22 protein-coding genes and 1 pseudogene are annotated in these 23304 nt (G+C 70.8%); 12 read left to right on the plus strand and 11 right to left on the minus strand.

Features of this window, described 5'->3' with window-relative positions; translation table 11 throughout:
• Window positions 1-41: 41 nt before the first annotated feature.
• The gene (locus tag ACFYXK_RS10085; protein WP_389410673.1) at window positions 42-1271 is read right to left on the minus strand and encodes an MFS transporter; all 1230 of its coding nucleotides are present in this window, start codon (window positions 1269-1271) and stop codon (window positions 42-44) included.
• A 160-nt stretch (window positions 1272-1431) separates the two neighbouring features.
• On the opposite strand from ACFYXK_RS10085, the gene ACFYXK_RS10090 reads away from it, so the two are divergent.
• The gene (locus ACFYXK_RS10090) at window positions 1432-2199 is read left to right on the plus strand and encodes a DeoR/GlpR family DNA-binding transcription regulator (RefSeq protein WP_389410674.1); all 768 of its coding nucleotides are present in this window, start codon (window positions 1432-1434) and stop codon (window positions 2197-2199) included.
• Window positions 2200-2228: 29 nt separating this feature from the next.
• Here ACFYXK_RS10090 and ACFYXK_RS10095 read toward each other — a convergent pair whose 3' ends face one another.
• Window positions 2229-2618, minus strand: coding sequence for a CU044_2847 family protein (locus tag ACFYXK_RS10095; protein ID WP_389410675.1), 390 nt, complete (start codon window positions 2616-2618; stop codon window positions 2229-2231).
• A 126-nt stretch (window positions 2619-2744) separates the two neighbouring features.
• Between ACFYXK_RS10095 and ACFYXK_RS10100 the strand changes: the two genes are divergently transcribed.
• The 4 genes from ACFYXK_RS10100 (at window position 2745) to ACFYXK_RS10115 (ending at window position 8938) form a co-directional block, all read left to right on the plus strand.
• Window positions 2745-6470, plus strand: coding sequence for an AAA family ATPase (locus tag ACFYXK_RS10100; protein WP_389410676.1), 3726 nt, complete (start codon window positions 2745-2747; stop codon window positions 6468-6470).
• 48 nt (window positions 6471-6518) lie between these two features.
• On the plus strand, window positions 6519-6932 hold the full coding sequence (locus ACFYXK_RS10105) for a VOC family protein (RefSeq protein WP_389410677.1): 414 nt from the start codon (window positions 6519-6521) through the stop codon (window positions 6930-6932).
• A 136-nt stretch (window positions 6933-7068) separates the two neighbouring features.
• Complete coding sequence (locus ACFYXK_RS10110; RefSeq protein WP_389410678.1) at window positions 7069-7860, plus strand: hypothetical protein; 792 nt, start codon at window positions 7069-7071, stop codon at window positions 7858-7860.
• Window positions 7861-7996: 136 nt separating this feature from the next.
• On the plus strand, window positions 7997-8938 hold the full coding sequence (locus tag ACFYXK_RS10115; RefSeq protein WP_389410679.1) for an alpha/beta hydrolase family protein: 942 nt from the start codon (window positions 7997-7999) through the stop codon (window positions 8936-8938).
• Between the two features lie 44 nt (window positions 8939-8982).
• Here ACFYXK_RS10115 and ACFYXK_RS10120 read toward each other — a convergent pair whose 3' ends face one another.
• Window positions 8983-9579 carry a hypothetical protein gene (locus tag ACFYXK_RS10120; RefSeq protein ID WP_389410680.1) on the minus strand — a complete coding sequence of 199 codons (597 nt, stop codon included), beginning with the start codon at window positions 9577-9579 and terminating at the stop codon, window positions 8983-8985.
• A 366-nt stretch (window positions 9580-9945) separates the two neighbouring features.
• Here ACFYXK_RS10120 and ACFYXK_RS10125 point away from each other — a divergent pair, with 366 nt between their 5' ends.
• Window positions 9946-10500, plus strand: a complete 555-nt coding sequence (locus ACFYXK_RS10125; RefSeq protein WP_389410681.1) for a superoxide dismutase family protein — start codon at window positions 9946-9948, stop codon at window positions 10498-10500.
• A gap of 62 nt (window positions 10501-10562) precedes the next feature.
• Here ACFYXK_RS10125 and ACFYXK_RS10130 read toward each other — a convergent pair whose 3' ends face one another.
• The 3 genes and pseudogenes from ACFYXK_RS10130 to ACFYXK_RS10140 all read right to left on the minus strand — a co-directional run.
• Window positions 10563-11786, minus strand: a complete 1224-nt coding sequence (locus ACFYXK_RS10130) for a M20 family metallopeptidase (RefSeq protein WP_389410682.1) — start codon at window positions 11784-11786, stop codon at window positions 10563-10565.
• Window positions 11787-11809: 23 nt separating this feature from the next.
• A complete protein-coding gene (locus tag ACFYXK_RS10135; RefSeq protein WP_389410949.1) occupies window positions 11810-12010 on the minus strand; it encodes a DUF5988 family protein in 201 nt (66 codons plus the stop codon).
• A 75-nt stretch (window positions 12011-12085) separates the two neighbouring features.
• A pseudogene (locus ACFYXK_RS10140) lies at window positions 12086-12775 on the minus strand (TetR/AcrR family transcriptional regulator); the annotation flags it as partial.
• Window positions 12776-12933: 158 nt separating this feature from the next.
• Between ACFYXK_RS10140 and ACFYXK_RS10145 the strand changes: the two are divergent.
• Entirely contained in the window at window positions 12934-14184 is a 1251-nt protein-coding gene (locus tag ACFYXK_RS10145; protein ID WP_389410683.1) for a saccharopine dehydrogenase family protein, read from the plus strand.
• Between the two features lie 24 nt (window positions 14185-14208).
• Here the strand turns inward: ACFYXK_RS10145 and sigJ are convergent, their stop codons facing one another.
• Window positions 14209-15174 carry an RNA polymerase sigma factor SigJ gene (gene sigJ, locus ACFYXK_RS10150; RefSeq protein ID WP_389410684.1) on the minus strand — a complete coding sequence of 322 codons (966 nt, stop codon included), beginning with the start codon at window positions 15172-15174 and terminating at the stop codon, window positions 14209-14211.
• Window positions 15175-15354: 180 nt separating this feature from the next.
• Here sigJ and ACFYXK_RS10155 point away from each other — a divergent pair, with 180 nt between their 5' ends.
• From ACFYXK_RS10155 to ACFYXK_RS10165, 3 genes are all read left to right on the plus strand, one after another.
• Window positions 15355-15759 (plus strand): hypothetical protein, encoded by a 405-nt coding sequence (locus ACFYXK_RS10155; protein ID WP_389410685.1) that lies wholly within the window; start codon window positions 15355-15357, stop codon window positions 15757-15759.
• A 152-nt stretch (window positions 15760-15911) separates the two neighbouring features.
• The gene (locus ACFYXK_RS10160) at window positions 15912-17252 is read left to right on the plus strand and encodes a phytase (RefSeq protein WP_389410686.1); all 1341 of its coding nucleotides are present in this window, start codon (window positions 15912-15914) and stop codon (window positions 17250-17252) included.
• A 71-nt stretch (window positions 17253-17323) separates the two neighbouring features.
• Window positions 17324-17860, plus strand: coding sequence for an NUDIX hydrolase family protein (locus ACFYXK_RS10165; RefSeq protein WP_030299777.1), 537 nt, complete (start codon window positions 17324-17326; stop codon window positions 17858-17860).
• A gap of 82 nt (window positions 17861-17942) precedes the next feature.
• Here the strand turns inward: ACFYXK_RS10165 and ACFYXK_RS10170 are convergent, their stop codons facing one another.
• The 3 genes from ACFYXK_RS10170 to ACFYXK_RS10180 all read right to left on the minus strand — a co-directional run bounded on the left by ACFYXK_RS10170 (window position 17943) and on the right by ACFYXK_RS10180 (window position 20369).
• Window positions 17943-18179, minus strand: a complete 237-nt coding sequence (locus ACFYXK_RS10170; RefSeq protein WP_389410687.1) for a hypothetical protein — start codon at window positions 18177-18179, stop codon at window positions 17943-17945.
• Between the two features lie 187 nt (window positions 18180-18366).
• A complete protein-coding gene (locus ACFYXK_RS10175) occupies window positions 18367-19113 on the minus strand; it encodes a response regulator (RefSeq protein ID WP_389410688.1) in 747 nt (248 codons plus the stop codon).
• Window positions 19110-20369, minus strand: coding sequence for a sensor histidine kinase (locus ACFYXK_RS10180; RefSeq protein ID WP_389410689.1), 1260 nt, complete (start codon window positions 20367-20369; stop codon window positions 19110-19112). The genes ACFYXK_RS10175 and ACFYXK_RS10180 overlap by 4 nt, the downstream gene beginning before the upstream one ends.
• 171 nt (window positions 20370-20540) lie before the next feature.
• Between ACFYXK_RS10180 and ACFYXK_RS10185 the strand changes: the two genes are divergently transcribed.
• Window positions 20541-21710 carry a serine hydrolase domain-containing protein gene (locus tag ACFYXK_RS10185; protein WP_389410690.1) on the plus strand — a complete coding sequence of 390 codons (1170 nt, stop codon included), beginning with the start codon at window positions 20541-20543 and terminating at the stop codon, window positions 21708-21710.
• 98 nt (window positions 21711-21808) lie between these two features.
• Here the strand turns inward: ACFYXK_RS10185 and ACFYXK_RS10190 are convergent, their stop codons facing one another.
• A complete protein-coding gene (locus ACFYXK_RS10190) occupies window positions 21809-22309 on the minus strand; it encodes an RICIN domain-containing protein (RefSeq protein ID WP_389410691.1) in 501 nt (166 codons plus the stop codon).
• 554 nt (window positions 22310-22863) lie between these two features.
• On the opposite strand from ACFYXK_RS10190, the gene ACFYXK_RS10195 reads away from it, so the two are divergent.
• A complete protein-coding gene (locus tag ACFYXK_RS10195) occupies window positions 22864-23295 on the plus strand; it encodes an SSI family serine proteinase inhibitor (protein WP_389410692.1) in 432 nt (143 codons plus the stop codon).
• The last annotated feature ends 9 nt before the right edge of the window (window positions 23296-23304 follow it).

Below are 23304 nucleotides of genomic sequence, written 5' to 3' on the forward strand. Positions count from 1 at the left end.
ACGCCGCCCGGAAGCGGCTGCTGTCACCGCCGGCCGCGCGTTCACATGGTGACGGCGTCCGAACGGTCCGCCCCCGCCGTGCGAGGACCGCTCGCACCGTCGGGGTCGGGGGCGTTCTTGCGCAGCCACAGGCTCAGGGCCGCACACACGGCGGCGAGGCCGAACAGCACGAGCGGCACCGCCTTCACGTCCATGGTGTCGATCACCCTTCCCAGCAGCGGCGGGAAGGCCACGCCGCCGATCATCGAGGCGGCGATCACGTACGCGCCGGCCGCGGCCACACCGGGCACGGCCCGGTTCAGCCAGGGCAGGCAGGTCGGGAAGATGGGCGCGATCATCAGGCCGACGCCGAAGTACGCGTACGGGGCGAGCGCCGGTACGGTCGCGAGGACCAGGAAGCCGGCCATGCCGGCGCAGCAGACGATCAGGATCGAGGGTGCTGACCGGCGCAGGCTGAGCGGGGCGACCACGAACCGGCCGATGGTCATCGCCGCCCAGTAGGCGGAGGTCGCGGTGGCTGCGGTGGCAGCGCCGTACCCGACGGCTTCGAGATGGGTGGGTTCCCAGCCGCCGACGCCGGTTTCGATGGCCACGTGCAGGACGTAGATGCCGATGAACACGGCGATGATCGGCAGCACCCGGGCTCCGGCAGCCGCGCCGCCTTCCGCCGGGGCCGGCTCGGGCTCCCGCGCGGCCACCCCGCCCAGGGTGACCAGGATGAGCAGGCACACCACCCCGATGCCGAGGAAGATCTGCGGGTAGCGGTCCGCTCCGAGCCAGCCGATCAGCGCCGGGCCCGCGATGGCGCCGACACCGAAGTGCCCGTTGAGCAGGTTGAGCATGGCGGTGCTGCGGCGGCCGAAGCCGATGGCGAACAGCTGGTTGAGGCCGTAGTCGATGCCGCCGAAGCCCAGGCCGATGACGAAGGTGCCGGTCAGGGCCAGGTTCCAGCTCGGCGAGAACGCGAAGACCGCGGCGCCGGCGGCCATCAGCAGGTAGGAGCCACCGAGCAGCACCCGGTTGTTCAGGCGGCCGCGCAGCACGTGGTAGATCAGCACACCGAGGAGTGCGCCGACGAAGTGGGCACTGAGGCTGAGCCCGGCGGCCGTGGGGCTGATGCCGTACTCCTCCCGAAGGGCCGGGATCGCCGGGCCGTAGAGCGCCTGCAGGGCGCCGATCACCACGAACGCCCCGCACGAGGCGGTGATGGCGACGGTGGTGAGAAGCGGCCTTCCCGCTTCGGGCAGGCCGGCCTCACTGGTGGCGGACATCGCTCTCCTCATCACCCATGGCGAAATGAACAGTATTCACGTTCACATCGCACTGAAGTTCACATCAGAGCGTGAACATTACGCATCCTGGATGTTCATTTCAACAGATCGGATGTGAACAATGCCGTCCAGGAGCTCCCTCTGTGCTAAAAGCAGACACATGAACGTGATGGAGAGGCACAAGTTCGTCGTGAGCCTGCTCATGCAGCAGAACCGCGCGACCGTGGCCGAGCTGGCCCAGGCCACCGGTGCGTCCGAGATGACCATCCGCCGCGACCTGGAAGTGCTGGAGTCGCGGGGAGCGCTACGCCGCGTGCGCGGCGGCGCCGTGAGCAACCTGCCCGGCGGCGTCGAACCGCCCTACGCCATCCGGGCCATGTCCGGGGCGCAGGCCAAGGAGCGACTCGCGCGCACCGTGGTCGCACTGCTCACCGACGGCGAAACGGTGGCCCTGGACACCGGGACCACGGCCGTGGCCATCGCCAAGGCCATGGCGGACCGCCAGTTCACGGTGACCCCGCTCTCCCTGCATGCCGCATTCGCCCTCTCCGCACACCCCGGCATCCATCTGCTGATGCCCGGCGGACAGGTGCGCCCCGAGGAGCTCTCCTTCTACGGCCAGACGCCCGTCCAGACCTTCAAGGACCTGTGCTTCGACACGTTCGTCCTGGGCTGCTGCGGTGTCGACCCGGTCCAGGGGGCGACGGCCTACAACCTCGAAGACGTACAGGTGAAAAGGGCCGCCGTGGCCGCGGCGCAGCGGGTGGTCCTGGTCGCGACCGCGGACAAGCTCGGCCGGGCGGCACTGGGCCGCATCTGCTCGATGGAGCAGATCGCCCTCATCGTCACGGACGCGCCCGACGACTCGCCGGTGGTCAAGGAGCTGCGCGACCGCGGGGTGGAGGTGGTGCACCCGGCGGACGACTGACGGGGACGGCGGCTCCGCGCAGTACCCGCTCAGGCGTCCTCCGCGGCGTTGCCGGCACCGCCGCCGTCGGCTGCCCCGCCGGAGCCCGCCCCTCCCGCCCCCCGTTCTCGCAACCACGTCGCCGAGACCGTGAAGTTCGCCTCCGTGGCCGCCTTGGCGATGACCGCTCCCGCCTCAGCCGTGATCTTGATTCCGAACTGGACGTTCACCTCATCCGGCACAACGGCAGCGGAACGGAGCTGGCCGATCACCGCGTCGACCGCCGGACCGACCCGGGACAGGGCCTCCTGGAGCGTTCGCGCGGTCGTGCGCAGGGCATCGTCCCCCCTGCCCACCCGTTCGATCACGGGAAGGTCGTCCGGAACCTCCATCCAGACGGTGCCTCCTCCGTCCAGGGGCATCTCGATCAGTTCGGACATACTCCGGAGCTCCTCGGATCCTGGTGACGTGCGAATGGCAGAGGTACGTCAACTCTCCTGCCTGCAACGGGTGTTGTGCAATGCTTATCAGAATCGCGGTGGGAGCGGGGTGAAGGAGGGGGATGGGTGAGCCATGAGCCCGACGGTGCGACCACGGGCTCGGCCGGGTCCGCCGCAGTGAGCCCGCTGGGCGCCGCCGTGGCCCGCGTCTGGGGCCAGGGCGGGCGCCCTGTCGGGGGTGCGTTCCTGGCGGCCCCGGAGCACCTGCTGACCTGTGCTCACGTCGTCAACATGGCGCTCGGGTCGGACGGAGGGAGCTCCCGGCACCCGCGGGGTACTTTGACCGTGGACTTTCCGCTCGTGGCCCCGGGCGTCCGGGTGACGGCCCGGGTCGACCACTGGGTGCCGCCCGGCGAGAGCGCCCCGGAAGACATCGCAGGCCTCCGTCTGGTCGACCCGCCCCCGTCCGCTGCGACCCCGGCCGCGCTGGTCGACGCCCGGGAGACCTTCGACCTCCGCGGAGTGGTGCTGGGCTTTCCCGAACTGTCCGACAGCGGAGTGTGGAGCATAGGGCGGCTGCGCGGACGGCAGGCCCGGGGCTGGGTCCAGATCGACGTGGACAGCAGCAGCCAGTTCGACATCCGCAAGGGATTCTCGGGTGTTCCCGTCTGGGACCCGGGGCGCGCGGCAGCCGTCGGCATGATCGTGACCGCCTGGCGCGGCTCAGGCGTCCGCAGCGCCTACATGGTGCCGACTGCCGGACTGTTCGAGGCATGGCCCCAGCTGAGGACCATGGCCCAGCCGCCCTCGCCGTTCCCCGGGCTGCGCGCGTTCTCGGAGGCGGAATCCGACGTCTTCTTCGGGCGCGACGGGCTCTCCGCCCAGATTGCCCGGCGAAGCCGGGCCGCGCCGGTGGTCACGGTGATCGGACCTTCCGGCGTGGGCAAGTCGTCGCTCGTCCGGGCGGGCGTGCTGCCACGGCTCCGCGCCGAACCCGGCACACTGGTCGTTCCCATGCGCCCCTCCGAGGCGCGGACGCCGTTGCGCTCCCTCGCGTTCGCACTCGACCGTGCACTCGCGCCGGAGCGGACCCGTGCCGAACCCGACGCCGCACGGTCCGACGCCGTACGGCGTCTCGACAGGGTGACCGAGCTGGCCGACCGCATCGTCCGGGACGGGATGCGAGAGGTGACCGGCGCCGTGCTGGAGGCACGCGGCGCAGAGCGACTACTGATCTTCGTGGACCAGCTCGAGGAGATCTTCGCCGCTTCCGACCAGGACGCGGACGGCTTCGCCACCGCGCTGCGCTCCGTCGTTGCGGGCTCCGGCGGTGAGACGGGCCGCGATTCCGGTGCCGCCCCCTGGCCCGGTTCTCCCGTCCGCCTGCTGTGCGCGCTGCGTGCCGACTTCCTCGGCAGCGCGCTCAAACGGCCCCTGCTCGGCTTCCTGGTGGACGGCGAACGGCTCGTGACGGTCGGCGAGCTCGATGACGCCGAGCTGCGCCGGTCCATCGTCGGACCGGTCGGGAAGCTGCGGACGATGAGGTACGAGGAGGGCCTGGTCAACCGCATCATGGACGAGGTGGGGCACGCGCCCGGGCGTCTTCCGCTCGTGCAGTTCACCCTCTCCCGGATGTGGGAGCACCAGCGCAACGGCCTGCTGACACACGAGGCGTACGAGGCTCTGGGCGGCGTCCAGAACGCCCTCGCCGATCATGCCGAGCACATGTGGAGCGGGCTCGACAGCTCCGAACAGACCCGCGCAGCACGGTTGCTGACCCAGCTCGTCCATCCACTCCCCGACCGTGTCGCGTTCACTCGGCGCTCCGCGGCGCGCGGCGAGTTCGGCGACGACATCTGGGCGCTGGCCGGCCGTCTGGCCACCTCCCGGGTGGTCGTCGTCCGGGAGCTGGTCGACGCACCCCGGTTCACCGCAGAGGACGAGGACCCCGACGGGGCCGACGACCAGCAGACCCGACTCGGCGTGGAGCTCGCGCACGACTCCCTGATCACCCGATGGGAACGACTGCACCAACTCGCCCTGCGCGACCGCGACTTTCGCATCTGGCAGGACGGTCTGCGCCGGAGGATCGACACCTGGTACGGGGAGGGATGCCCGAAGCGGCGCCTGCTGTCGCTCTCCGACGCGCGCGAGGCGCGCCGTTGGCTGCGCACCCATCCGGACGAGATCGGCTCGCAGGAGCGCCGGTATCTCGCCCGCAGCCGCCGCCGGCACCGCGGACTGGGCCTGCGGGCTGCGGCCGTGGTCACCGCGCTCGCCGTCGCGGGCACGCTCGTCTGGCGCGACCAGCAGGAGAAGCTCACCACTTCCGCGGCCCACTCCCTCGCCGAGGGCGCCTCGAAGCTCACCTCGCGCGATGCCTACGGCGAAGCCCAGCTGGCGCTGCGAGCGCACCGTACGGCCGCCACGAAGGAGGCCGGCGCGAAAGTCCGGAACAGCTACGCCGGTCTGCAGTCCGCCGACCTGGTGCTGCCCGACCCCGCCACCGCCGTCTCGGGAACCGGCGTCGTGCGGGGCGGAGGTGTGACGTCCGTGCGCAACCAGCTGAGCGCGGACGGCAGGACGATCGCTCTGACGGCTCCCGATCTGAAACCCGCGGTGTGGCGGGTCGCGGAGAACGGCCGCACGGTGGAGCGGGTCGCTCTGCGGCTGCTCGACCCGGTGATGCAGGGCAACCGGCCGGCCGTCGACGCCAGTGGTCGGTACGCGGCGTTCATCACGCCCATGGCCCCTGCCATCACTGCGGAGTTCAAGGACAATCCGTGCCGGCCACGGGATCCCACCGCGATCGAGCTGACCACGTGCCTGACGGTGTTCGACACGGGCTCGGGCCGGGCCACGGTCGTCGTTCCGGTGAAGGGCGTCGCGCGCATGGCGTCCGTGGACGACATGAGCATCGATCCGTCCGGCAAGGTGATCGGGCTCGTGCTCAAGACCGCCAACGACACCTGGGAACTGCAGAGGCGTGAGCTCGCGACCGGCCGGCTCCTCAGTGAAACGCCCCTGCACTGGGACAGTTACATGGGCCTCAGGTCGGTGACGGGTTTCTGGCTGGCACCGGGCGGAGAATCGGCGCTGGTCATGACGACCGGCGATGGCGGCAAGGACCCGTACACCCGCCATGAGCTCAGGAGGATCCGGCTGACCGGAGCCAATGGGAGCGTGGAGGACACCGTTCTGGCGCGCTACGCCGTCGACGGTGCCGTCGCCGTCTCGGGTGACGGCACGCGCATCGCCGCAATTCTCTCGCCCTCGGCCTCCGAATGGGGAACGGAGATCAAGGTCTGGGACGTCGGCACGGGTGAGGTGGTCGCGCAGCGTCCCGGCCTCAGCGACACCCTCGGCAACGCCCGGATCACCCTCGACCGGTCAGGAAAGCGCCTGTACGCCACGACTCTCCTCGATCTGGGAACGGAGTATCCCGAGATCATTCCCACGTTCGGCCCGGGTGCCACGGATGGACTCGAGAAGGAGATGGACGAACTCGAAGATGCTTCGACGGCGCGGGTGTGGGTCTGGAGTGTGGGCGGACAGGAGCAACCTCGGCAGTCCGCCATGCGCGTGTCCTCCAGCTGGACGTCCGTACGATCCCTGGGCGACGGCCCCGACGCCCCCCTGGCCTTGTTCGCTCGAGGCGCGATCGGCATCGTGGGGCGACAGGGGGAAACGCTCCCCGAGCAAAGGATCGCCCACCGTCCGGCCGACCTCACTTCCATCAACACCGGCCAGGCGGTCGCCCGGCTGTGTTCCGCCCTCGCAACGCCCGTGGAGTCGGGTTCCGTACGCGATCTCACCCCCCAGGGGGCGGCCACGGGGAACCCGTGCGCGTAGGTTCCGTCTCGAAGTCCGGCTCATTTGATCTTGTGGCAAGATCGCGGGATGCTACGACTAACCGACTTCATTATCGATTGCCCGGACACGATGAAGCTGGCGGCCTTCTACTCCGAGGTGGTGGGGCTCCCGGTCAAGGAGGGCAGCAACGAGCACTGGGCCGGTGTCCAGTTCGGCGATATCGAACTGGCCTTCATCCAGGTGGAGGACTACCGCGCCCCGCAGTGGCCCGACAGCGAGCACCCCAAGCAGTTCCACCTCGACTTCGAAGTCGACGACATCGAGGCCGAACAGCACCGCGTCCTGGCCCTCGGCGCGACCTTGCAGCGGGACTGCATAGGCCCCAACGGCTACGGCTTCCGCGTCTACACCGACCCCATTGGCCACCCCTTCTGCCTCTGCCGCAACAAGGGTGTCACCTGGACCGATCAGGGCCCCGTCTGGCCCAAGCACGACTCGTAGGCCGTATTTCGAAGTGAGCTGAGCGGCGACGTGTCCCGATCGGGAAGGAGCGAGGTCTCCGGTAGGGGTTCATCGACCCAGAAGAACCACACACCGGAGGCCTCGTGGCCACCCCTGCCTGCATTAATCTCCGACGATGCCAAGCACTGATCGATCCTTCATTCGACACTCACGGGGCGCAGCACTTGCAGGTGCCGTCCTCGGCATCGTCGCACTGGCCGGCTGCAGTCCGAGCGGTGCCAACACACCTCCGGCCGGAGCGGCGCCGTCGGCTTCCGCACCGGTCACGGCACGGCCTGCCGCGAGCCCGTCGGTCACTTCCCTGTCCTTCGGCTACCACGCGCACGGCAAGCAGGAGTTCATAGACCAGACGCTCTCCATCACCAACACGGGGCACACCAGTGTGGTGCCGACCCTGGCTCTCACGGCTGTGGACAGCGCGGGCAAGGATCTGCCCGACGTGCAGGTCAGGACCGCCTACGGAAGCGACCGAGGCGGTCTCGTCGTACAACACGGCGGGAGCCACGACGTCCTGGCCTTCAGCGGCGAACACGCAGGCCAGGTCGCCGATGTCCGGGTGACCGTCAAGGAGCTCGTGCCGGCGGACCTTCCGGCCGGTTCCTCCGCCGTCGAGGCCAAGCCGGCAGACGCAGCCGGTCAGCCCTTGACCAAGTTCGACGCATTCGACCAGGTCGTGCTCAAGAACCCGAACACCACGGCGGTATCGGTCCGCGTCGTCTATCTGGTCTACGACCAGCCGAAGGACGGATCGCCCCAGCAGGCGGTCGAGGTGGTCCCGATCGGCGGGCTGACCACGATCCCGGCCGGCGGCAGCTCTTCCGTCACGGTGTCAGGAGACGCCAAGGCGGCCGTGCAGAAGTTCTCCCACGGTCCGGCCGTCAGCATCAAGCCCTACTTCTCCCGATAGGAAGACCGGTTCCGCGAGGCGGACGGACGGGCGGGACCACCTTGCAAACCGGAACACGGCTCCGTATCGTTTCCGGAGCAAGGTTCCGGTTCTGCCGTGATCGCAGGCCGGAGGATCCTGAACGGAAGGCACCTCCATGTCCGAACCGAACTCCGCGAACGCGTACGAGCCCGCACATGCGCCCACCACGGTGGTGTCCGCGAAGCCGGTCGTCCTGCCCGCCCCGGACCGCGGCGAGGACCTCCAGGTCCGCGTGTCCGCCCCCGCGACCGGCGGCGATCTGCCCGTCATCGTCTTCTCGCACGGCTTCGGCTGGTCGATGGACGGCTACGCGCCGCTCGCCGACTTCTGGGCCGCCCACGGCTTCGTGGTCGTCCAGCCGACCCACCTCGACTCCCGGACGCTCGGCATCCCGCACGAGGACCCGCGTACGCCGCGGATCTGGCGCATCCGTATCGAGGACCTCACCCGCGTACTGGACGGACTCGACGTACTGGAAGCCTCCGTGCCGGGCCTCGGCGGGCGGATCGACCACAGCCGCATCGCTGTCGCCGGACACTCCTGGGGAGCCCAGACGGCGAGCACGCTGCTGGGAGCGCGCGTCCTCGACTCCGACGGCGTTCCCGGCGAGGACATGTCCGATCCCCGGGTCAAGGCGGGTGTGCTGCTCGCCCTGACCGGCCTGGGCGACGACCTGACCCCGTTCGCCGCCGAGAACCTCCCCTTCATGAGGCCGTCCTTCGACGCCATGACCGCGCCGGCCCTCATCGTCGCCGGGGACAACGACCAGTCCATGCTGTCCACCCGCGGCCCGGACTGGTTCACCGACCCCTACACCCACAGCCCGGGCGACAAGAGCCTGCTCACGCTCTTCGGGGCGGAGCATTCGCTCGGCGGCATCCCCGGGTACGAGGTCGCCGAGACCACGGACGAGAGTCCCGCCCGCGTCGCCCTGATCCAGCAGTTCACCACGGCCTTCCTCCGCAGCGCCCTCCACCCCGGGGACACCGGCTGGAAGACGGCGGTCACCGCACTGGAGAACACCCCCGACCCGCTGGGAAAGCTGCAGAGCAAGTAGCCGCGAACCCCGTCCACGCCACCGCTCAGCCCCGACGAGGAGGTCTATGCCCGACCACGGCGCTCCTCGTGCCCCGCCCGGGCCCGACCGAAGGACCACGCGCCCAGACCCACGAGCACGGCCACTCCTGCCGCGTAGGCCGGCAGCCACAGGGTCGTGGTGGAGGACAGGCAGTCGGCGAAGGCGACATGACCCTGGACGTCCTGTGCGTGAGCCAAGGCTGCCGGGTCGCGACCGGCCAGGTCCGCCAGCGCCGCCTCCGTCCGGATCCTCTCGTACGTACGCAGCGCGGGACACCTGTCACGCGTGCCCGGCATCGGGAACAGCCACGGCCAGCGTTGCAGCATGGGGGCCACCGTGATCGCCACGCACAGCCCGACGACCAGCGAGTACGCCGCCAGATTCCCCATGTAGGCAGTTCGGATGCCGGGGGTCCACTCCGGCAGCCGGTACAGGCACAGGAGCACCGCGAGAAGCGTCACCCCGATGTACGTGGCGAACCACTGCCACGAACCTTGCGCGAGCACGGCCGTCAGCACGGCGCCGAGTGCGATGCCGATGACTCCCGGCTGACCGGCAACACTGCGGCTCGCGCTGGTGGATGCCGAGCTCCGGGCTTCAGGGGGGCTGGGATCGTCCACGGTCTCTCCTGCCTGGCTCGGCCATCAGCATTCCGCAGCACCGCGCCCCCGGCCCGCCGCCATGCCGGACCGGCCCGGAAGCCCGGCCCGGTTGGCGGGTCTCGCCCCGCGTCGGTGACGGCGTCGGCGGTGGGGCCGGGCGGCCGGAACCACGCGGCTGAACAGGCAAAAGCAGGCCGACACCCCCCAGGTGCCCTGCGCGAGGCCGCACGGTGGGCGAACATGGTTCCAGGAAGCGCCGGCCCGCCCATCCGGACGATCTTGGGCACCGGGCCGTGCGGCGCTTGATGATCCGGCACTCACCTGGCTGGAACGCGGGCGAAGGGGGGAGCCCCGGCGAGAACCCGTGGTGAAGAGGAGCAGAAGATGTCCTTGCTCGTTTCGGCGCTCACGGCCTCCCTGGCTGCCGTCCTGCCCCTCGGCGTCGTCGCCGGCCAGGACGTGACGGTGGAGGGGTCTTTCCGGGCAGCCGACGGCCGGCCCACACACCAGGCGGTCGCCTTCGACACCCGAGCGGTACCGGCCGGCAGCAAGGTCACCGTCACGGAGCGGGTCGAGGGCGACGGCACCCTCGTGGCGCTGCGGCTCCACGGCGTGGCGCCGAACCGGACGTTCGGCGCCCACGTGCACCAGAAGCCCTGCGGCAGCAAGCCCAACGACTCCGGGCCCCACTACCAGAACGCCGTGGATCCCAAGCAGCCCTCGACGAACCCCGCGTACGCCAACCCCCGCAACGAGACGTGGCTCGACATCACCACCGACCACGACGGCGATGGCACCTCGGCCTCCACCCTGACCTGGCGTTACCGTGCCGGTGCGGCCCGCTCCGTGGTGATCCACGAACACGCGACCCACACGGAACCCGGCACGGCGGGCACGGCCGGGGCGCGGCTCGCCTGCATCAATGTGCCGTTCGAGTAGGAAACGGGGACCGGGGTCGGACGGGGCGCGGGCGGCGGCGGCCCGGGCGGCTTCGTACGCCGTCAGGCCGCGAGGTAGCGCAGTGCCACGGCTGCGTGGAGGGCCGTACCGGTCGCCATGGCGTTCTCGTCGAACACGACGCGGTTGGAGTGGCAGTCCGGGGCGCCGTCGGCCGGGACGGCGGGTGGGCGGGCTCCGAGCAGGGCCATGGCTCCCGGGACGCGTTCGAGGACGTAGGAGAAGTCTTCGGATGCCATGACCGGGTCGGCCAAGTGCCGTACCGGGCCGGGCCCGAGGAGTTCGGTCGCGGCCTCGTGGACCGTGGTGGTGAAGACCGGGTCGTTGTGCACGGGAGGGTAGCCGCTGGCCGGGTCGACCTCGGCTTCGGCGCCGTGCGCGGCGGCCACGTTGCGGGCGACCCGTTCGATCACGGTGCGCATCAGCCCGCGGGTCCCGGACGTCAACGTCCGGCAGGTCCCGTGCAGTTCCGCGGTCTCGGGGATGATGTTGCTGGTCGTGCCCGCCCGGATGCGGGTGATGCTGACCACCACCGGGTCGAAGACGCTGACCGTGCGCGTCACGGCGGTCTGCAGGGCTTGGACGATTTCGCACGCGACGGGAACCGGGTCGAGGGCGAGGTGCGGTGCGGAGGCGTGTCCGCCACGGCCCCGTACGGTGATGCGGATCAGGTCGGATGCGGCGAACATCGGCCCTGGACGTACGTGCACGGTGCCGGTCTCGAAGCGGGTCATGACGTGCAGCGCGAACGCCGCGTCCACGCCGCTGCCGTCCGGGGTGTCCAGGACGCCTTCCTCGATCATGTACGGGGCGCCGCCCCCGCGTTCCTCGGCGGGCTGGAACATGAACACGACGCGCCCGCGGATCCGGCCGCGGCGGGCGCAGAGCAGGCGGGCGGCGCCGACGAGCATGGCGGTGTGCAGGTCGTGGCCGCAGGCGTGCATGGCGCCCGGGAGCTGGGAAGCGTAGTCCAGGCCGGTGTCCTCCTGTTGGGGCAGGGCGTCCATGTCGGCGCGGAGCAGGATGGTCCGGCCGGGTTGCGCGCCGTCCAGGGTGGCGACCACCGAACTGAGCCGCTCCCCCGCGGTGATGTGCAGGGGCAGGCCGGTCAGGGCCTCGAGGACGGCCTGTTGGGTGAGCGGCAGGTGCAAGCCGAGCTCCGGTGCCCGGTGGAGGGTGCGGCGCACGTCGATGATGCCGGGCAGCAGCCGGTGCGCCTCGCCGAGCAGGGTGTGCAGGCCGGCCGGCGGTCCGGCGAAAGCAGTCATGCGCGCTGTCCGGGCGCAGGCCGCTACTCGGCGATCTCCGTGCGCTCCCACCACTCGTAGACGGGGAGCCGGCCTTCCGGACCGTTCCGCACTCGCGACGTGGCTTTGAAGTGTTCGTATCCGCCGCGATGCGCGATCTTCACGTCTTCGCCCGCCGCGGTGACCGGTACGATCCGCTCCGGCAGATCTTCCGGCCCGCCCTCGAGTACCGCCATTGTCGTCATGGGTCCAGTCTCGCCAGCGGCCAAACCCCGCGCACCTCGACGCGCCGCCCCGCGCACCCGCCGCGTTGCCGTCCGGAGCCGGGCCTCCGCGCTTGCGAGGAGCATGTCCAGGGCGACCGGGTAGGCGCTGTGGTTCATCCGGGCGGCGAGCAGCCGTGTCGTGGCCGCGATGTGCGGGTACTGCTCGGCCGGCAGCCGGGCGTAGGTGGACTCCCACTGCTGCTCGTCGGAGGTCCGGGAGGGCTCGGCCAGGGCGAGGGCGCCCGCGTCGAGGGCCGCGAAGGCCAGGCTCTGGTCGATGAAGGCGTGGTAGATCAGGACGGCCTCCGGGTCGGGGAAGCCGGCGGTGCGCAGGATGCCGAGGACGGCCTCGTCGGCGGCGATCTCGCGGGGCCGGCCGGTCACCCGGCTGGCGGTCAGTACGGCGGCCTGCGGGTGGGCGAGGTAGGCGCCGTGGATGCGGAGGCCGAGTTCGCGCAGGTCACGGCTCCAGTCCCCGGTGGCCGCCCAGCCGTCGAGGGCCCGCCCGATCAGCTCCTCGCCGATGGCGAGGGTGAGGCCGTCCATGCCGTCGAAGTACCGGTAGAGCGTGCTGGGGTCCGCCCCGAGGGCGGCGCCGAGCCGGCGGGCGGACAGCCCGGCGCTGCCGTGTTCGCGCAGCATGCGCAGGGCGGTGTCGACGATCAGCCGTTCGGACAGGACGGTGCCCTGCCGGGTGGGGCGCCGTCGCCTGCGGGCTTCCTCGGGGACCACCTGCTTCGCCATCGGGTGCCTTCCTGCGCCGCGTACGTACGGCCGGCGCCGGACCGGCGACCGTACGGGGGGTCTTATGCCAACACCATTGACCTTATCTCGCCGACCCGGCTTTCATCCCTGCCATGAGGCGCGGACCTGCGCGGACCTCACCGAGAGAGGGTTTCGTCATGCGTGTTCTGCTTGTGGGCGCCGGCGGCGTCGGTACCGCGATCACCCGGATCGCGGCCCGCCGGGACTTCTTCGACCACTTCGTGGTCGCCGACTACGACCTCGCCCGCGCCGAGGCGGCCGTGGCCGCGGTCGACACCGGCCCGGGCACCGGCACCGGCACCGGCACCGGCCGGTTCGTCGCGCGCCGCATCGACGCCTCCGACGAGGCGGCGGTGGCCGCGCTCCTCGGAGAGGAGCGGTGCGACGTACTGCTGAACGCCACCGATCCGCGGTTCGTGATGCCGCTGTTCGAGGCGGCTCTCGCGGCGGACAGTCACTACGTGGACATGGCGATGTCGCTGTCCCGGCCGCACCCCGGCCGGCCGTACGCCCAGTGCGGGGTCAAACTCGGCGACGAGCAGTTCGCGCGGGCCGGCGCGTGGGAGAAGTCGGGCCGGCTGGCGCTGGTCGGCATGGGTGTGGAACCCGGCCTGTCGGACGTCTTCGCCCGGTACGCGGCCGATGAGCTGTTCGACGAGATCGAGGAGATCGGCATCCGTGACGGGGCGAACCTGACCGTCGAGGGCCACGACTTCGCCCCGTCGTTCAACATCTGGACGACGATCGAGGAGTGCCTGAACCCGCCTGTGGTCTACGAGCGGGACCGCGGCTGGTTCACCACCGAGCCGTTCAGCGAGCCGGAGGTGTTCGACTTCCCGGAGGGCATCGGCGCGGTCGAGTGCGTCAACGTCGAACACGAGGAGGTGCTGCTGGTCCCGCGCTGGGTGGAGGCCGACCGGGTCACCTTCAAGTACGGGCTCGGCGAGGACTTCATCGCCAAGCTGAAGACCCTGCACGCGCTGGGCCTGGACTCGACCGAGCCGGTCACGGTGCGCGGCGCGGACGGCGCCCCGGTGCAGGTCTCCCCGCGCGACGTGGTCGCGGCGTGCCTGCCCGACCCGGCCACGCTGGGCGAGCGGATGGCCGGCAAGACCTGCGCGGGCACCTGGGTGAAGGGCACCAAGGACGGCCGGCCGCGGGAGGTGTACCTGTACCACGTGGTGGACAACCAGTGGTCCATGCACGAGTACGGTTCCCAGGCCGTGGTCTGGCAGACCGCGGTCAACCCGGTCGTGGCGCTCGAGCTCCTGGCGGGCGGAGTGTGGGCAGGAGCGGGCGTGCTCGGCCCCGAGGCCCTTCCGCCACGCCCGTTCCTGGACCTGCTGACCGCGTACGGCTCGCCGTGGGGCGTCCGGGAGCAGGGCTGAGCGGTATGCCCGTACCCCTGGAGCCTATGCGTCGCGGAGGTCCAGGCCACGGGTCCACGGTCGGAGTTTCTCCGGGTTGCGGACCGCCCAGATACGGGTGACGCGGCGCCCGGTGAGTTCGAACGCCGCCACGGTCACGGTGACGCCGGAGTGTTGGGCGACGAGACCGGGCCGGCCGTTGACCGTCCGCTCCAGGAGCGTCAGCCCGGGGGCCTTGGCGGCGATGTGGATCAGGTACTCGGCGATGCGCTCGCTGCCCTCGACCGGGCGCAGGACGGTGCCGACCAGGCCACCGCCGTCGGCGACCATCGTGGCATCGGGGTCGAGGAGGTCGACGAGGGCCACGATGTCCTTCGCCTCCCACGCCTCTTTGAAGTTCCGTACCAAGGCGGCCTGTTCACCCGTCGCAGCGGCCGGAGCCCGCTCGGCGCGAATGCGCCGTCGGGCCGAGGAAGCCAGCTGCCGGCAGGCTGCCGGCGTCCGGCCGACGATCTCGGCGACCTCTGCGAAGGGGTACCGGAAGACGTCGTGCAGGATGAACGCGACGCGTTCGGCCGGTGTCATCGCCTCCAGTACGACGAGGAAGGCCATGCTCACCGACTCGTCCAGGGTGACCCGGTCGGCCGGGTCGGCCGGCTCGCTGCTGCTGCCTCCCGCCGGCCCGCCGTGCCACTCCGTACGGTCGGGCAGCGGCTCGGGGATCCACGCGCCGACGTAGCTCTCGCGACGCACCCGCGCCGAGCCGAGCTGGTCCAGGCAGATGCGGGTGGCCACCGTCGTCAGCCAGGCACCGGGCGACTCGATGGCCTCCTGGCGTTCGCGTGACATCGCGTACCAGCGGGTGTAGGTCTCCTGCACGGCGTCCTCGGCCTCGCTCAGCGAACCGAGCAGCCGGTAGCCGAGGTTGATCAGGTGCCGTCGCTCGCTGACGAGCGCGTCGCTCAGGCCCGGCTCGGACCGGTCGTGCCCTGACTCGGATGGGTTGCTCATGGCCTCGACCGCTCCCTGGTTCCTCGGCGCTTCTCGTCCGCTTCCGCTCTCGCCCCTTCGACGAAACACCGCGCCGGATGGTGAGGTCGTTGGCTTCACCTCACATTTCACGGCCCCACGTCGTCGGACCAGCGAGACCTTACCGATCCATCGCCGCAAGGCAGAAGAGGGGACCGACTCATGGCCGCAACGACGACGGCGCAGCACCGCAGACCCACGTTCGTGCAGGTGGCGATCGCCCTGCAGACCTCGGCCATCTTCTTCCAGGCCGTCACCGCCGGACTGCTGCTGTCCACGTCCCACGGCGAGGTACTGCACGGCGTCGGTGCGCGGGTGATGTACGGCGCGTCGATGCTGTACGTGCTCGCCGCGGTCCTGGCGTGGCGGCCGGGCGGCGGCTCGCCCCGCCCCATCCTGTACTCCTCGGGCTTCCTCGTACTCGCCTCGGTGCAGGTGGTGTTGGGCATCGCGCACATACCGTCGCTCCACGTGCCCCTGGGCGTCCTGATGTTCGGACTGAGCGTGCTGGTGCTCGGCCAGGTGTCGTCCCCGCACTGGTCCGCGCGCTCCGGCACGGGTTCGTGACCGGCGAGCGGTGGGCGACGAGCGACGAACACGTCGTGTTCATGCCGTGCATGACTGTCCGTCGCCCGGCGACGAGGAGCCCTTAAGGCAGGGGCCCGAGTCTTCAGCCGCCATGACCGCACGCGTGTCTGACCAACCGTTGGAGACTCCTGGTGGACCCTCATCGTCCCGCACGTCCCGCACGCCCCGCTCGCCCCGCCGCGGCCACGCTCGCCCTGACCGCGGCGCTCGCCGTCCTCGTCGGCCTCACCGCGGCCGCCCCCGCAACGGCGCAGGGCCGCAGGAGCGGCCCGCTGCCCGCCGTCACCCCGGTGGCGGAGACCGCCACCCTGTTCGACGACGAGGAGGGCGGCAACGCCAACGCCGATGACCCCGCCATCTGGCGCAACAGCGCCGACCCCGACCGCAGTCTGGTCGTCGCCACGGCCAAGGAGGGCGGGCTGCGGGTCTACGACCTCGGCGCGCGTCAGGTGCAGTCGCTGCCCGCGCCGAGCGGGCCGGGGCCCGACGACTCACCGGGGCGGTTCAACAACGTCGACCTGGTCCACCGGATGCGCTTGTCGGCCGGCCGGGCGGATCTCGCCGTCGTCACCGACCGGGGCAACGACCGCCTCCGCTTCTACCGCATCGACCGCGACCGCCCCGGCGGCCCCCTGACCGACGTCACCGCGCCGGCCGTTCCTCCGGTCTTCTCCGCCTCGCAGGAGGAGATCAACGACCAGCGCACCGCGTACGGTCTGGCGACCTGGACGGACAGGGCCACCGGCCGCTCCTACGCCCTCGTCAGCCGCCGCCACGAGACGAGGCTCGCCCTGCTCGAACTGACCGCCGCCCCCGGCGGCACGGTCGGCTACCGCCTGGTGCGGACCCTGGACCTGCCCTCCTCCTTCCGTCTGCCGAACGGCACGTCATGGAGCCCCTGTGGTGAACCGGGCGAGCGGCCCCAGGTCGAGGGCATGGTCGTCGACCCCGCCGACGGCACCCTCTACGCCGGCCAGGAGGACGTCGGCATCTGGCGGATGCGGGCCGATCTGACCTCGGCGCCGGTACTGGTGGACCGGGTCCGCGAGTACGGGGTCCCGGCCACCTACGACGAGAACACCGAGGAGTGCACACCCGGCGCCGACCCGGGCTTCGGCGGGCGCCGGCTGTCCGCGGACGTGGAGGGGCTGACCCTCGTCGACGAAGGGGACGGCGACGGCTACCTCATGGCGTCGAGCCAGGGCGACAACACGTTCGCCTTCTACGACCGCGAGCGCAAGGACGACCACGAGTACGAGGGCGGTGTGAGGATCACCGCGCGCTCGCGGGACCTGGACGGCTCGGAGGAGTGCGACGGGGCCGCGGCCCTGAACCAGCCCCTCGGCCGCGCGTTCCCCCGCGGCCTCCTGGTGGTCCAGGACGGCCACGACGCCCCCGAGGACGGCCCGCGCACCGCCACGGGCTTCAAGTTCGTGGACCTGGGCAAGGTGCTGGACGCCCTGGACGACTGACCACCCGAAACTCCCGCATCCGATCCGGCCCGCATGCCTGCAGGCACCCCACCAGGAAGTATGCTCGGACAATGTCTGACACGACCGAAACCACGCCCGGCTGGCTGACCACGGACGAGCTGGAAACGGCCCGCGCCCGGATGCCGATCCTGTACGTGGAGGCCGTGCCCGTACGCGTGGACGACAGCGGCGAAGTCACCAGCATCGGACTGCTGCTGCGCATCGGTCCGGACGGAACGGTCAGCCGGACCCTGGTGTCGGGCCGGGTCCTGCACCACGAACGGGTCCGTGACGCGCTGCTGCGCCACCTGGAGAAGGACCTCGGGCCGGTGGCCCTGCCCCGCGTTCCCGCATCGCTCCAGCCGTTCACGGTCGCGGAGTACTTCCCCACGGCCGGCGTCACCTCGTACCACGATCCGCGCCAGCACGCGGTGTCCCTCGCCTACATCGTGCCGGTGAGCGGCGACTGCCGTCCCCGCCAGGACGCGCTCGACCTGGTGTGGTTCAGTCCCCAGGAGGCAGCCTCCCAAGCCGTGCAGAGCGAAATGCCCGGCGGGCAGGGGGTACTGCTGAAGCAAGCACTCGCGCACGTGGGACATACGTACTGAAGCCCGGGCCGACCCCGGACTGGGCACTGCGCGCGGCCGCAGTGCCCAGCCGGGATCCGGCCGGTCTCCCGCCGGGCAGAACCTAGTGCGGGGTCCAGGTGAACTTGCCGCCTCCGACCCACCGGACCACTTCCATGTCGTCCAGGTCGTGGATCACGATCCCCATCTCCGCGGCGAGCAACAGCACGTCCGTCATCGACATCGCCCTGCCGATGAACTCTCCGTCGACCTCCACGATGCGAAAGGGCGGGTTGCCGGGTTGAACGCCCCGCACGGTGATCCGCGCCGGGGAGATGTGAGGTGTCGAGCCTTCGGTCATGCGCAGACGGTTCCATGCCGGGACCGGTGATGGGCGCGGCGACACGTTCCGAGGGGCCGATCGGTTTCCCTTTACGGCGCCGTTCGGTGGGAACGACCCCGCCTGACAGCGTCAGCAGGTCGAATTGGTCCACTCGTGGGCGGCGATGTGCAGCAGGCCGACCGCACTCGGTCGAGCTGAGGTCGTGTCAGCCGGTGAACCCCGGCACCACCAGACCCGACTCGTACGCGATCACCACCGCGTGGGTCCGGTTCTGCGCGCCCAGCTTGGTCAGCACGTTTCCGACGTGCGTCTTCACCGTCTCCAGGCTCACCGTCAGCGACTGCGCGATCTCCGGGTTGGACAGGCCGGTGGCCATCAACCGCAGCACCCCCTCCTCCCGTCCCGTCAGCGACGCCTTCGGCAACGCCTTCGAGGAGTGCAGCGGGCGGGCAGCGACCATGCGGCGCAGGGCCGTCGGAAAGAGGATCGCCTCCCCCGCCGCCACCACCCGCACCGCTTCCGTGATCTGGCGGACCGGAAGCCTCTTGAGCACGAAGCCGCTGGCCCCCGCGCTGAGCGCGGCGGTGACGTAGTCGTCGTTCTCGAAGGTGGTGATCACCACGACCTTCGGCGGTTCGTCCGACTCGGCGAGCAGTCGCCGGGTGGCCTCGATCCCGTTGCAACGCGGCATCCGCACATCCATCAGGACCACGTCCGGCCGTAGCCCCCGCGCCTGTTCGACCGCTTCGACGCCGTCGGCGGCCTCCCCGACCACCGTGATCCCCGGCTGCACCGCGAGCAACGTGCGCAGACCGCTGCGGGTCACCTCGTCGTCGTCCGCGATCAGGAGTGTGACGGGCGGACCGACGGGGCCGGCGGCAGCGCCGGTCACGATGGCGGTGCTCGCGTCAGGGCTGGGCGTGGGAGCTGCGCTCGTACCAGAGCCGATCATGCCGACCACCGTACCGGCAGCCGAACCGCCAACCGCCAGTGCTGCGGCCCGTCCGGCCCGGCGTCGAACTCGCCGTGCAGCAGCCGCACGCGCTCGGCCAGCCCGGGCAGGCCGTGCCCGGATGTCGGGAAGGCGGCACGGCCGGGGCCCGAGCCCTCACCCACACGCGTGCCGGCACCGGTCCGATTCACGACACCGAGCTCCAGCCCGTCCTCCGCGGCCGCCACCCGGACCACGATCGGCCCGCCCGCCCCGTGCCGCAATGCGTTGGTCAGCCCCTCCTGCAGTATCCGGTACGCCGCCCGCGAGAGCGTCCCCTGCACCTGCGCCAACTCGCCGGACAGGTCCGGCTCCACCACCGCGCCCGCATGCCGCAACCGGTCGAGCAGCTCCGGCAGATCGGCCAGGGTGCGGGTCGGCGCCGTCTCCGCCTTCTCCTCGCGCAGCACGCCGAGTACGTAGTCCAGGTCCTCCAGTGCGGCCCGGGCCGACTCCTCGATGCTGCGCAGGGCGGCCCGCGCCGCCACCGGGTCGGCGGAGAGCACCTCGCCCGCCACGGCGGCCTGGATCGTGGTCGCCGTCAATGTGTGTCCTATGGAGTCGTGCAACTCGTGGGCGAGTCGGTTCCGTTCGGCCAAGTGCAGTTCCCTCTCCGCCGCCAGCGCGAGCCGCTCGGCCGATGACGGCCCCAGCAGTCTGGGCGCCAACCACCGCAAGGAGTTCGTCACCACCGCGCACACGGCCGCCGCCAGCAGCAGGCACCCGAGCGCCACCACCCAGCTCTGCCAGCCACCCTCCACCCGCGCCGACCAGCCGAACAGACTCAGCCCCGCCTCGGCACCGAGCCAACCCCCCGGGAAGGCCAGGCCGGCGAGGAACAGCACACCGCTCGCCAGGGCCCCGGTCCACCCCAGTGCCACGTGCAGCAGCAGCCAGAGAGGAGTCCGCCAGCGGTCGGCATCCGAGCGTGCGGGCCGGCGTGCGGCCACGGGATCCGGCAGCGGCACGCTCAACAGCCGGCGGGCGGACGCGATCAGCGCCCGCCGTGTGATGCGGGCCAGCCCGACCACACCGATGAGCGCCGCCCAGACCAGCAGGACCAGAACGGTCTGCACCGCCTCGGGAGCGGATCGCCACGCCAACAGCGGCAGCAGCGCGAAGGGCAGCAGTGGAAGGCTCGCCACCGCGCCGCAGCAGGCGAACAGCATGCCCGAGTACGTGGAGCCGCGCAGCAGCGGCCGGATGCTCTTGATCATAGTCGGCCAGTATGGTCGGGCAGCCGGCCGGTGACCTCCCCCGATCGAGGGAGTGCCTTCTCCCGCTTTCCCGCGATGCGCATCCAAGTGCCCGGAAGCCACGATCGTGCCCTGAGCAGTCGACCGAAGGACGGCTGCCCCACGGTTCCACGCTTCCACAGGAGTTGACTCATGTCTGAGCAGGCAGCGCAGATCTCACGTTCGTCCACGCGGCAGCAGCGCGGTCGGCGCAGAGCCCTGTCGGCCGCGGCTGCGGTGGCCGTCGGCGTCATGGCACTGGGCACCCTGGCACCGCATGCGGCGTTCGCCGCCGCCCGGCCGGACACCGTCCAGCAGGGTCTGAACGCCCTGGTGCGCGCCGACGACCTGCCCGCCGCGCTGGCGAGCGTCAAGGACCGTGAGGGTCGTACCCGCACCTACACCGCGGGGATGGGTGACCTCGCCACCGGGTCGAAGGTGCCCGACGACGGGCAGGTGAGGATCGGCAGCAACACCAAGGTGTTCACCGCGGTGGTCGTGCTGCAACTGGTCGGTGAGGGAAAGATCGGCCTGGACGCCATGGTCGACAGGTACCTGCCGGGCCTGGTACGCGGGGAAGGGTTCGACGGGCGCCGCATCACCGTCCGTCAGCTCCTGCAGCACACGAGCGGACTTCCCGACTACGAAGCACTCGTCGAGGACGACATCCGTCAGCGCCGCTACCTCGACCCCCGCGACCTCCTGGACATCGCCTTCCAGCACAAGGCCGCCTTCGACGCCGGGACGAGCTGGGGGTACAGCAACACGAACTACGTGCTGGCCGGCCTGATCATCCAGAAGGTCACGGGCCGCCCCCTCGCCGAGGAGATGGACAAGCGCGTCATCCAGCGCATCGGGCTGCGCCACACCTATTTCCCGGCCCCCGGTGACATGACCATCCGGGAGGCCCATCCCCACGGCTACCACAAGGATTCGGCAGAAGCGCCGCTGCGCGACGTCACGGAGATAGACCCTTCCGTGGGCTGGGCGGCGGGCCAGTTGATCTCCACCAACTCGGACCTCAACCGGTTCTTCACCGCGCTCCTGGCCGGCCGGCTCCTCCCGGCGGCCCAGCTCGCCCAGATGCGCACCACCGTTCCCATCGGGGACACCGGCGCCGGCTACGGACTGGGGCTCATGAGCAGGCCGCTGTCGTGCGGCGGTGTCTACTGGGGCCACGGCGGCGACATCAACGGATACGAGACCCGGGGCGGAGTCACGGACGACGGCCGCGCCGCCAGCGTCGCGGTGACCGCCATCCCGCCCGACCCCGAAACCACGAAGCATGTCGGGAGTCTCGTCGACGCGGCCCTGTGCCGCTGAACCTCACCCATCCGTACGGTGATCCGCCGGTCGTTCCCGGCCGGACCGCGGCAGCGCCTCGGTCCGGCCGACAGGGCCCGTGTAACGGATCGGCCGGTTCAGTCGATGGGGACTCCGGTCCGCAGGAACCAGCGGCGCGACGGGTGCGTGTCGCACGTGAACTGCACCAACGGGACGTTGTTCTCCCGGGAGACGCCGCCCGCGACGGTCGCGCACTTGCCCGTCTGCGCGTTCACGAGCTGGAAGGAGCCTGAGCTGTTCCGGTTGGTGATGAGCCAGCGGCGCGAGGGGTGCGTGTCACAGGTGAACTGGACGAGTTGGACGTTGTTGTCGGTGGAGACACCGCCCGCGACCGTCGCGCACTTGCGGGTCTGCAAGTTGATGATCTGCTGGGACGTGCTGCTCGAGGCAGGGATGCGCCAGCGGCGCGAGGGGTGCGTGTCACAGCTGAACTGGACGAGTTGGAGGTTGTTGGCGGCGGAGACGCCCCCCGCCACGGTCGCGCACTTGCCCGTCTGCGCGTTCACGAGCTGGAACGTTCCCGATATCCGCGCCGGGGAGGCGGCCGTGGTTGCCTGCGCGACCGCGGCATCGGGCAACAGTACGAGGCTCCCGGCGAGAAGAACGGTCGGCACCGTCAGAAACCGACGCGTGCGGGGGTGCTTGCGCATGGGAGGACCCCTCTCATGAGGGAGTGAGGGAGGTGAAGACACCGGGTGGGGGCCCGGGGACGGTTCCGTCCTGCCGGGCTCCGTGAACGGCCTGCCGGTGGTCGAATGCCACGGCGCGCAGGCCTCTCCCACTATCGAAGCCCGCCCCCGGTGCCGCAACCGGTGACCGACCTCGGGCCGTCGGATGCGGAAGGGCAGTATCCGGTCAGCCTGGATGGCCGTTCGATGAACCGCGCGCGGCCGAAGGCAGGTCAACGGCCTGCGACAGGCCCTCCCCGCCCGGTGTCACCCTCCGTCCGCACACGGTTGCGAAGGGCGCACGCCCCACCTGAGCAGCCAGAACGACCATTCGGTCGCCTGTATTCGAACGACGTGTCCGTAAATCGGTCATCGATGTGCACTCGGCCTTCACACCAGAGAGACTCGGCAGCGTCAAGCCGACACACCGAAGCCAAATACTGCATCCACCCTTTGAATTGAAAGTGAGTACTGTCGTGCGCTACCGCATCGCTGCTGTCTCCGCCGCCGCCCTTCTCTCCCTGACCGGCGCCACCGGCATCGCCGAGGCACAGCCCGCGAGCCTTTACGCCCCGTCCGCCGTGGTCCTCGCCGTCGCCAAGGGCGAGGACGCCGCCACCGTCGTACGGGCGTCCGCCCTCAGCTGCGCACCGACCGCCCAGGGCACGCACCCCGACCCCCAGGCTGCGTGTACGGCTCTCGCCGCCACCGCCGGCAGCCTCGACACGCTCCTCGCGGCCCCGGACTCGAACCGCGCCTGCCCGATGCACTACGACCCCGTCACCGTCAGCGCGGACGGCGTCTGGAAGGGCAGCCGCATCTCCTGGAAGCACACGTTCTCCAACGCGTGCACCATGTCCGCGACCTTCAACGGGAATGCCGTCTTCGCATTCTGACCGGCGGAT

Origin of the sequence: Streptomyces sp. NPDC002209, assembly GCF_042890265.1 — a bacterium.
Lineage (GTDB): Bacteria > Actinomycetota > Actinomycetes > Streptomycetales > Streptomycetaceae > Streptomyces.

Excerpts from the sequence above, each read along its gene's own strand:
- ACFYXK_RS10085 (WP_389410673.1), bottom strand. The coding sequence starts at position 1,271 with ATGTCCGCCACCAGTGAGGCCGGCCTGCCCGAAGCGGGAAGGCCGCTT.
- ACFYXK_RS10090 (WP_389410674.1), top strand. The coding sequence starts at position 1,432 with ATGAACGTGATGGAGAGGCACAAGTTCGTCGTGAGCCTGCTCATGCAG.
- ACFYXK_RS10095 (WP_389410675.1), bottom strand. The coding sequence starts at position 2,618 with ATGTCCGAACTGATCGAGATGCCCCTGGACGGAGGAGGCACCGTCTGG.
- ACFYXK_RS10105 (WP_389410677.1), top strand. The coding sequence starts at position 6,519 with ATGCTACGACTAACCGACTTCATTATCGATTGCCCGGACACGATGAAG.
- ACFYXK_RS10110 (WP_389410678.1), top strand. The coding sequence starts at position 7,069 with ATGCCAAGCACTGATCGATCCTTCATTCGACACTCACGGGGCGCAGCA.
- ACFYXK_RS10115 (WP_389410679.1), top strand. The coding sequence starts at position 7,997 with ATGTCCGAACCGAACTCCGCGAACGCGTACGAGCCCGCACATGCGCCC.
- ACFYXK_RS10125 (WP_389410681.1), top strand. The coding sequence starts at position 9,946 with ATGTCCTTGCTCGTTTCGGCGCTCACGGCCTCCCTGGCTGCCGTCCTG.
- ACFYXK_RS10130 (WP_389410682.1), bottom strand. The coding sequence starts at position 11,786 with ATGACTGCTTTCGCCGGACCGCCGGCCGGCCTGCACACCCTGCTCGGC.
- ACFYXK_RS10135 (WP_389410949.1), bottom strand. The coding sequence starts at position 12,010 with ATGACGACAATGGCGGTACTCGAGGGCGGGCCGGAAGATCTGCCGGAG.
- ACFYXK_RS10145 (WP_389410683.1), top strand. The coding sequence starts at position 12,934 with ATGCGTGTTCTGCTTGTGGGCGCCGGCGGCGTCGGTACCGCGATCACC.
- sigJ (WP_389410684.1), bottom strand. The coding sequence starts at position 15,174 with ATGAGCAACCCATCCGAGTCAGGGCACGACCGGTCCGAGCCGGGCCTG.
- ACFYXK_RS10155 (WP_389410685.1), top strand. The coding sequence starts at position 15,355 with ATGGCCGCAACGACGACGGCGCAGCACCGCAGACCCACGTTCGTGCAG.
- ACFYXK_RS10165 (WP_030299777.1), top strand. The coding sequence starts at position 17,324 with ATGTCTGACACGACCGAAACCACGCCCGGCTGGCTGACCACGGACGAG.
- ACFYXK_RS10170 (WP_389410687.1), bottom strand. The coding sequence starts at position 18,179 with ATGACCGAAGGCTCGACACCTCACATCTCCCCGGCGCGGATCACCGTG.
- ACFYXK_RS10175 (WP_389410688.1), bottom strand. The coding sequence starts at position 19,113 with ATGATCGGCTCTGGTACGAGCGCAGCTCCCACGCCCAGCCCTGACGCG.
- ACFYXK_RS10180 (WP_389410689.1), bottom strand. The coding sequence starts at position 20,369 with ATGATCAAGAGCATCCGGCCGCTGCTGCGCGGCTCCACGTACTCGGGC.
- ACFYXK_RS10185 (WP_389410690.1), top strand. The coding sequence starts at position 20,541 with ATGTCTGAGCAGGCAGCGCAGATCTCACGTTCGTCCACGCGGCAGCAG.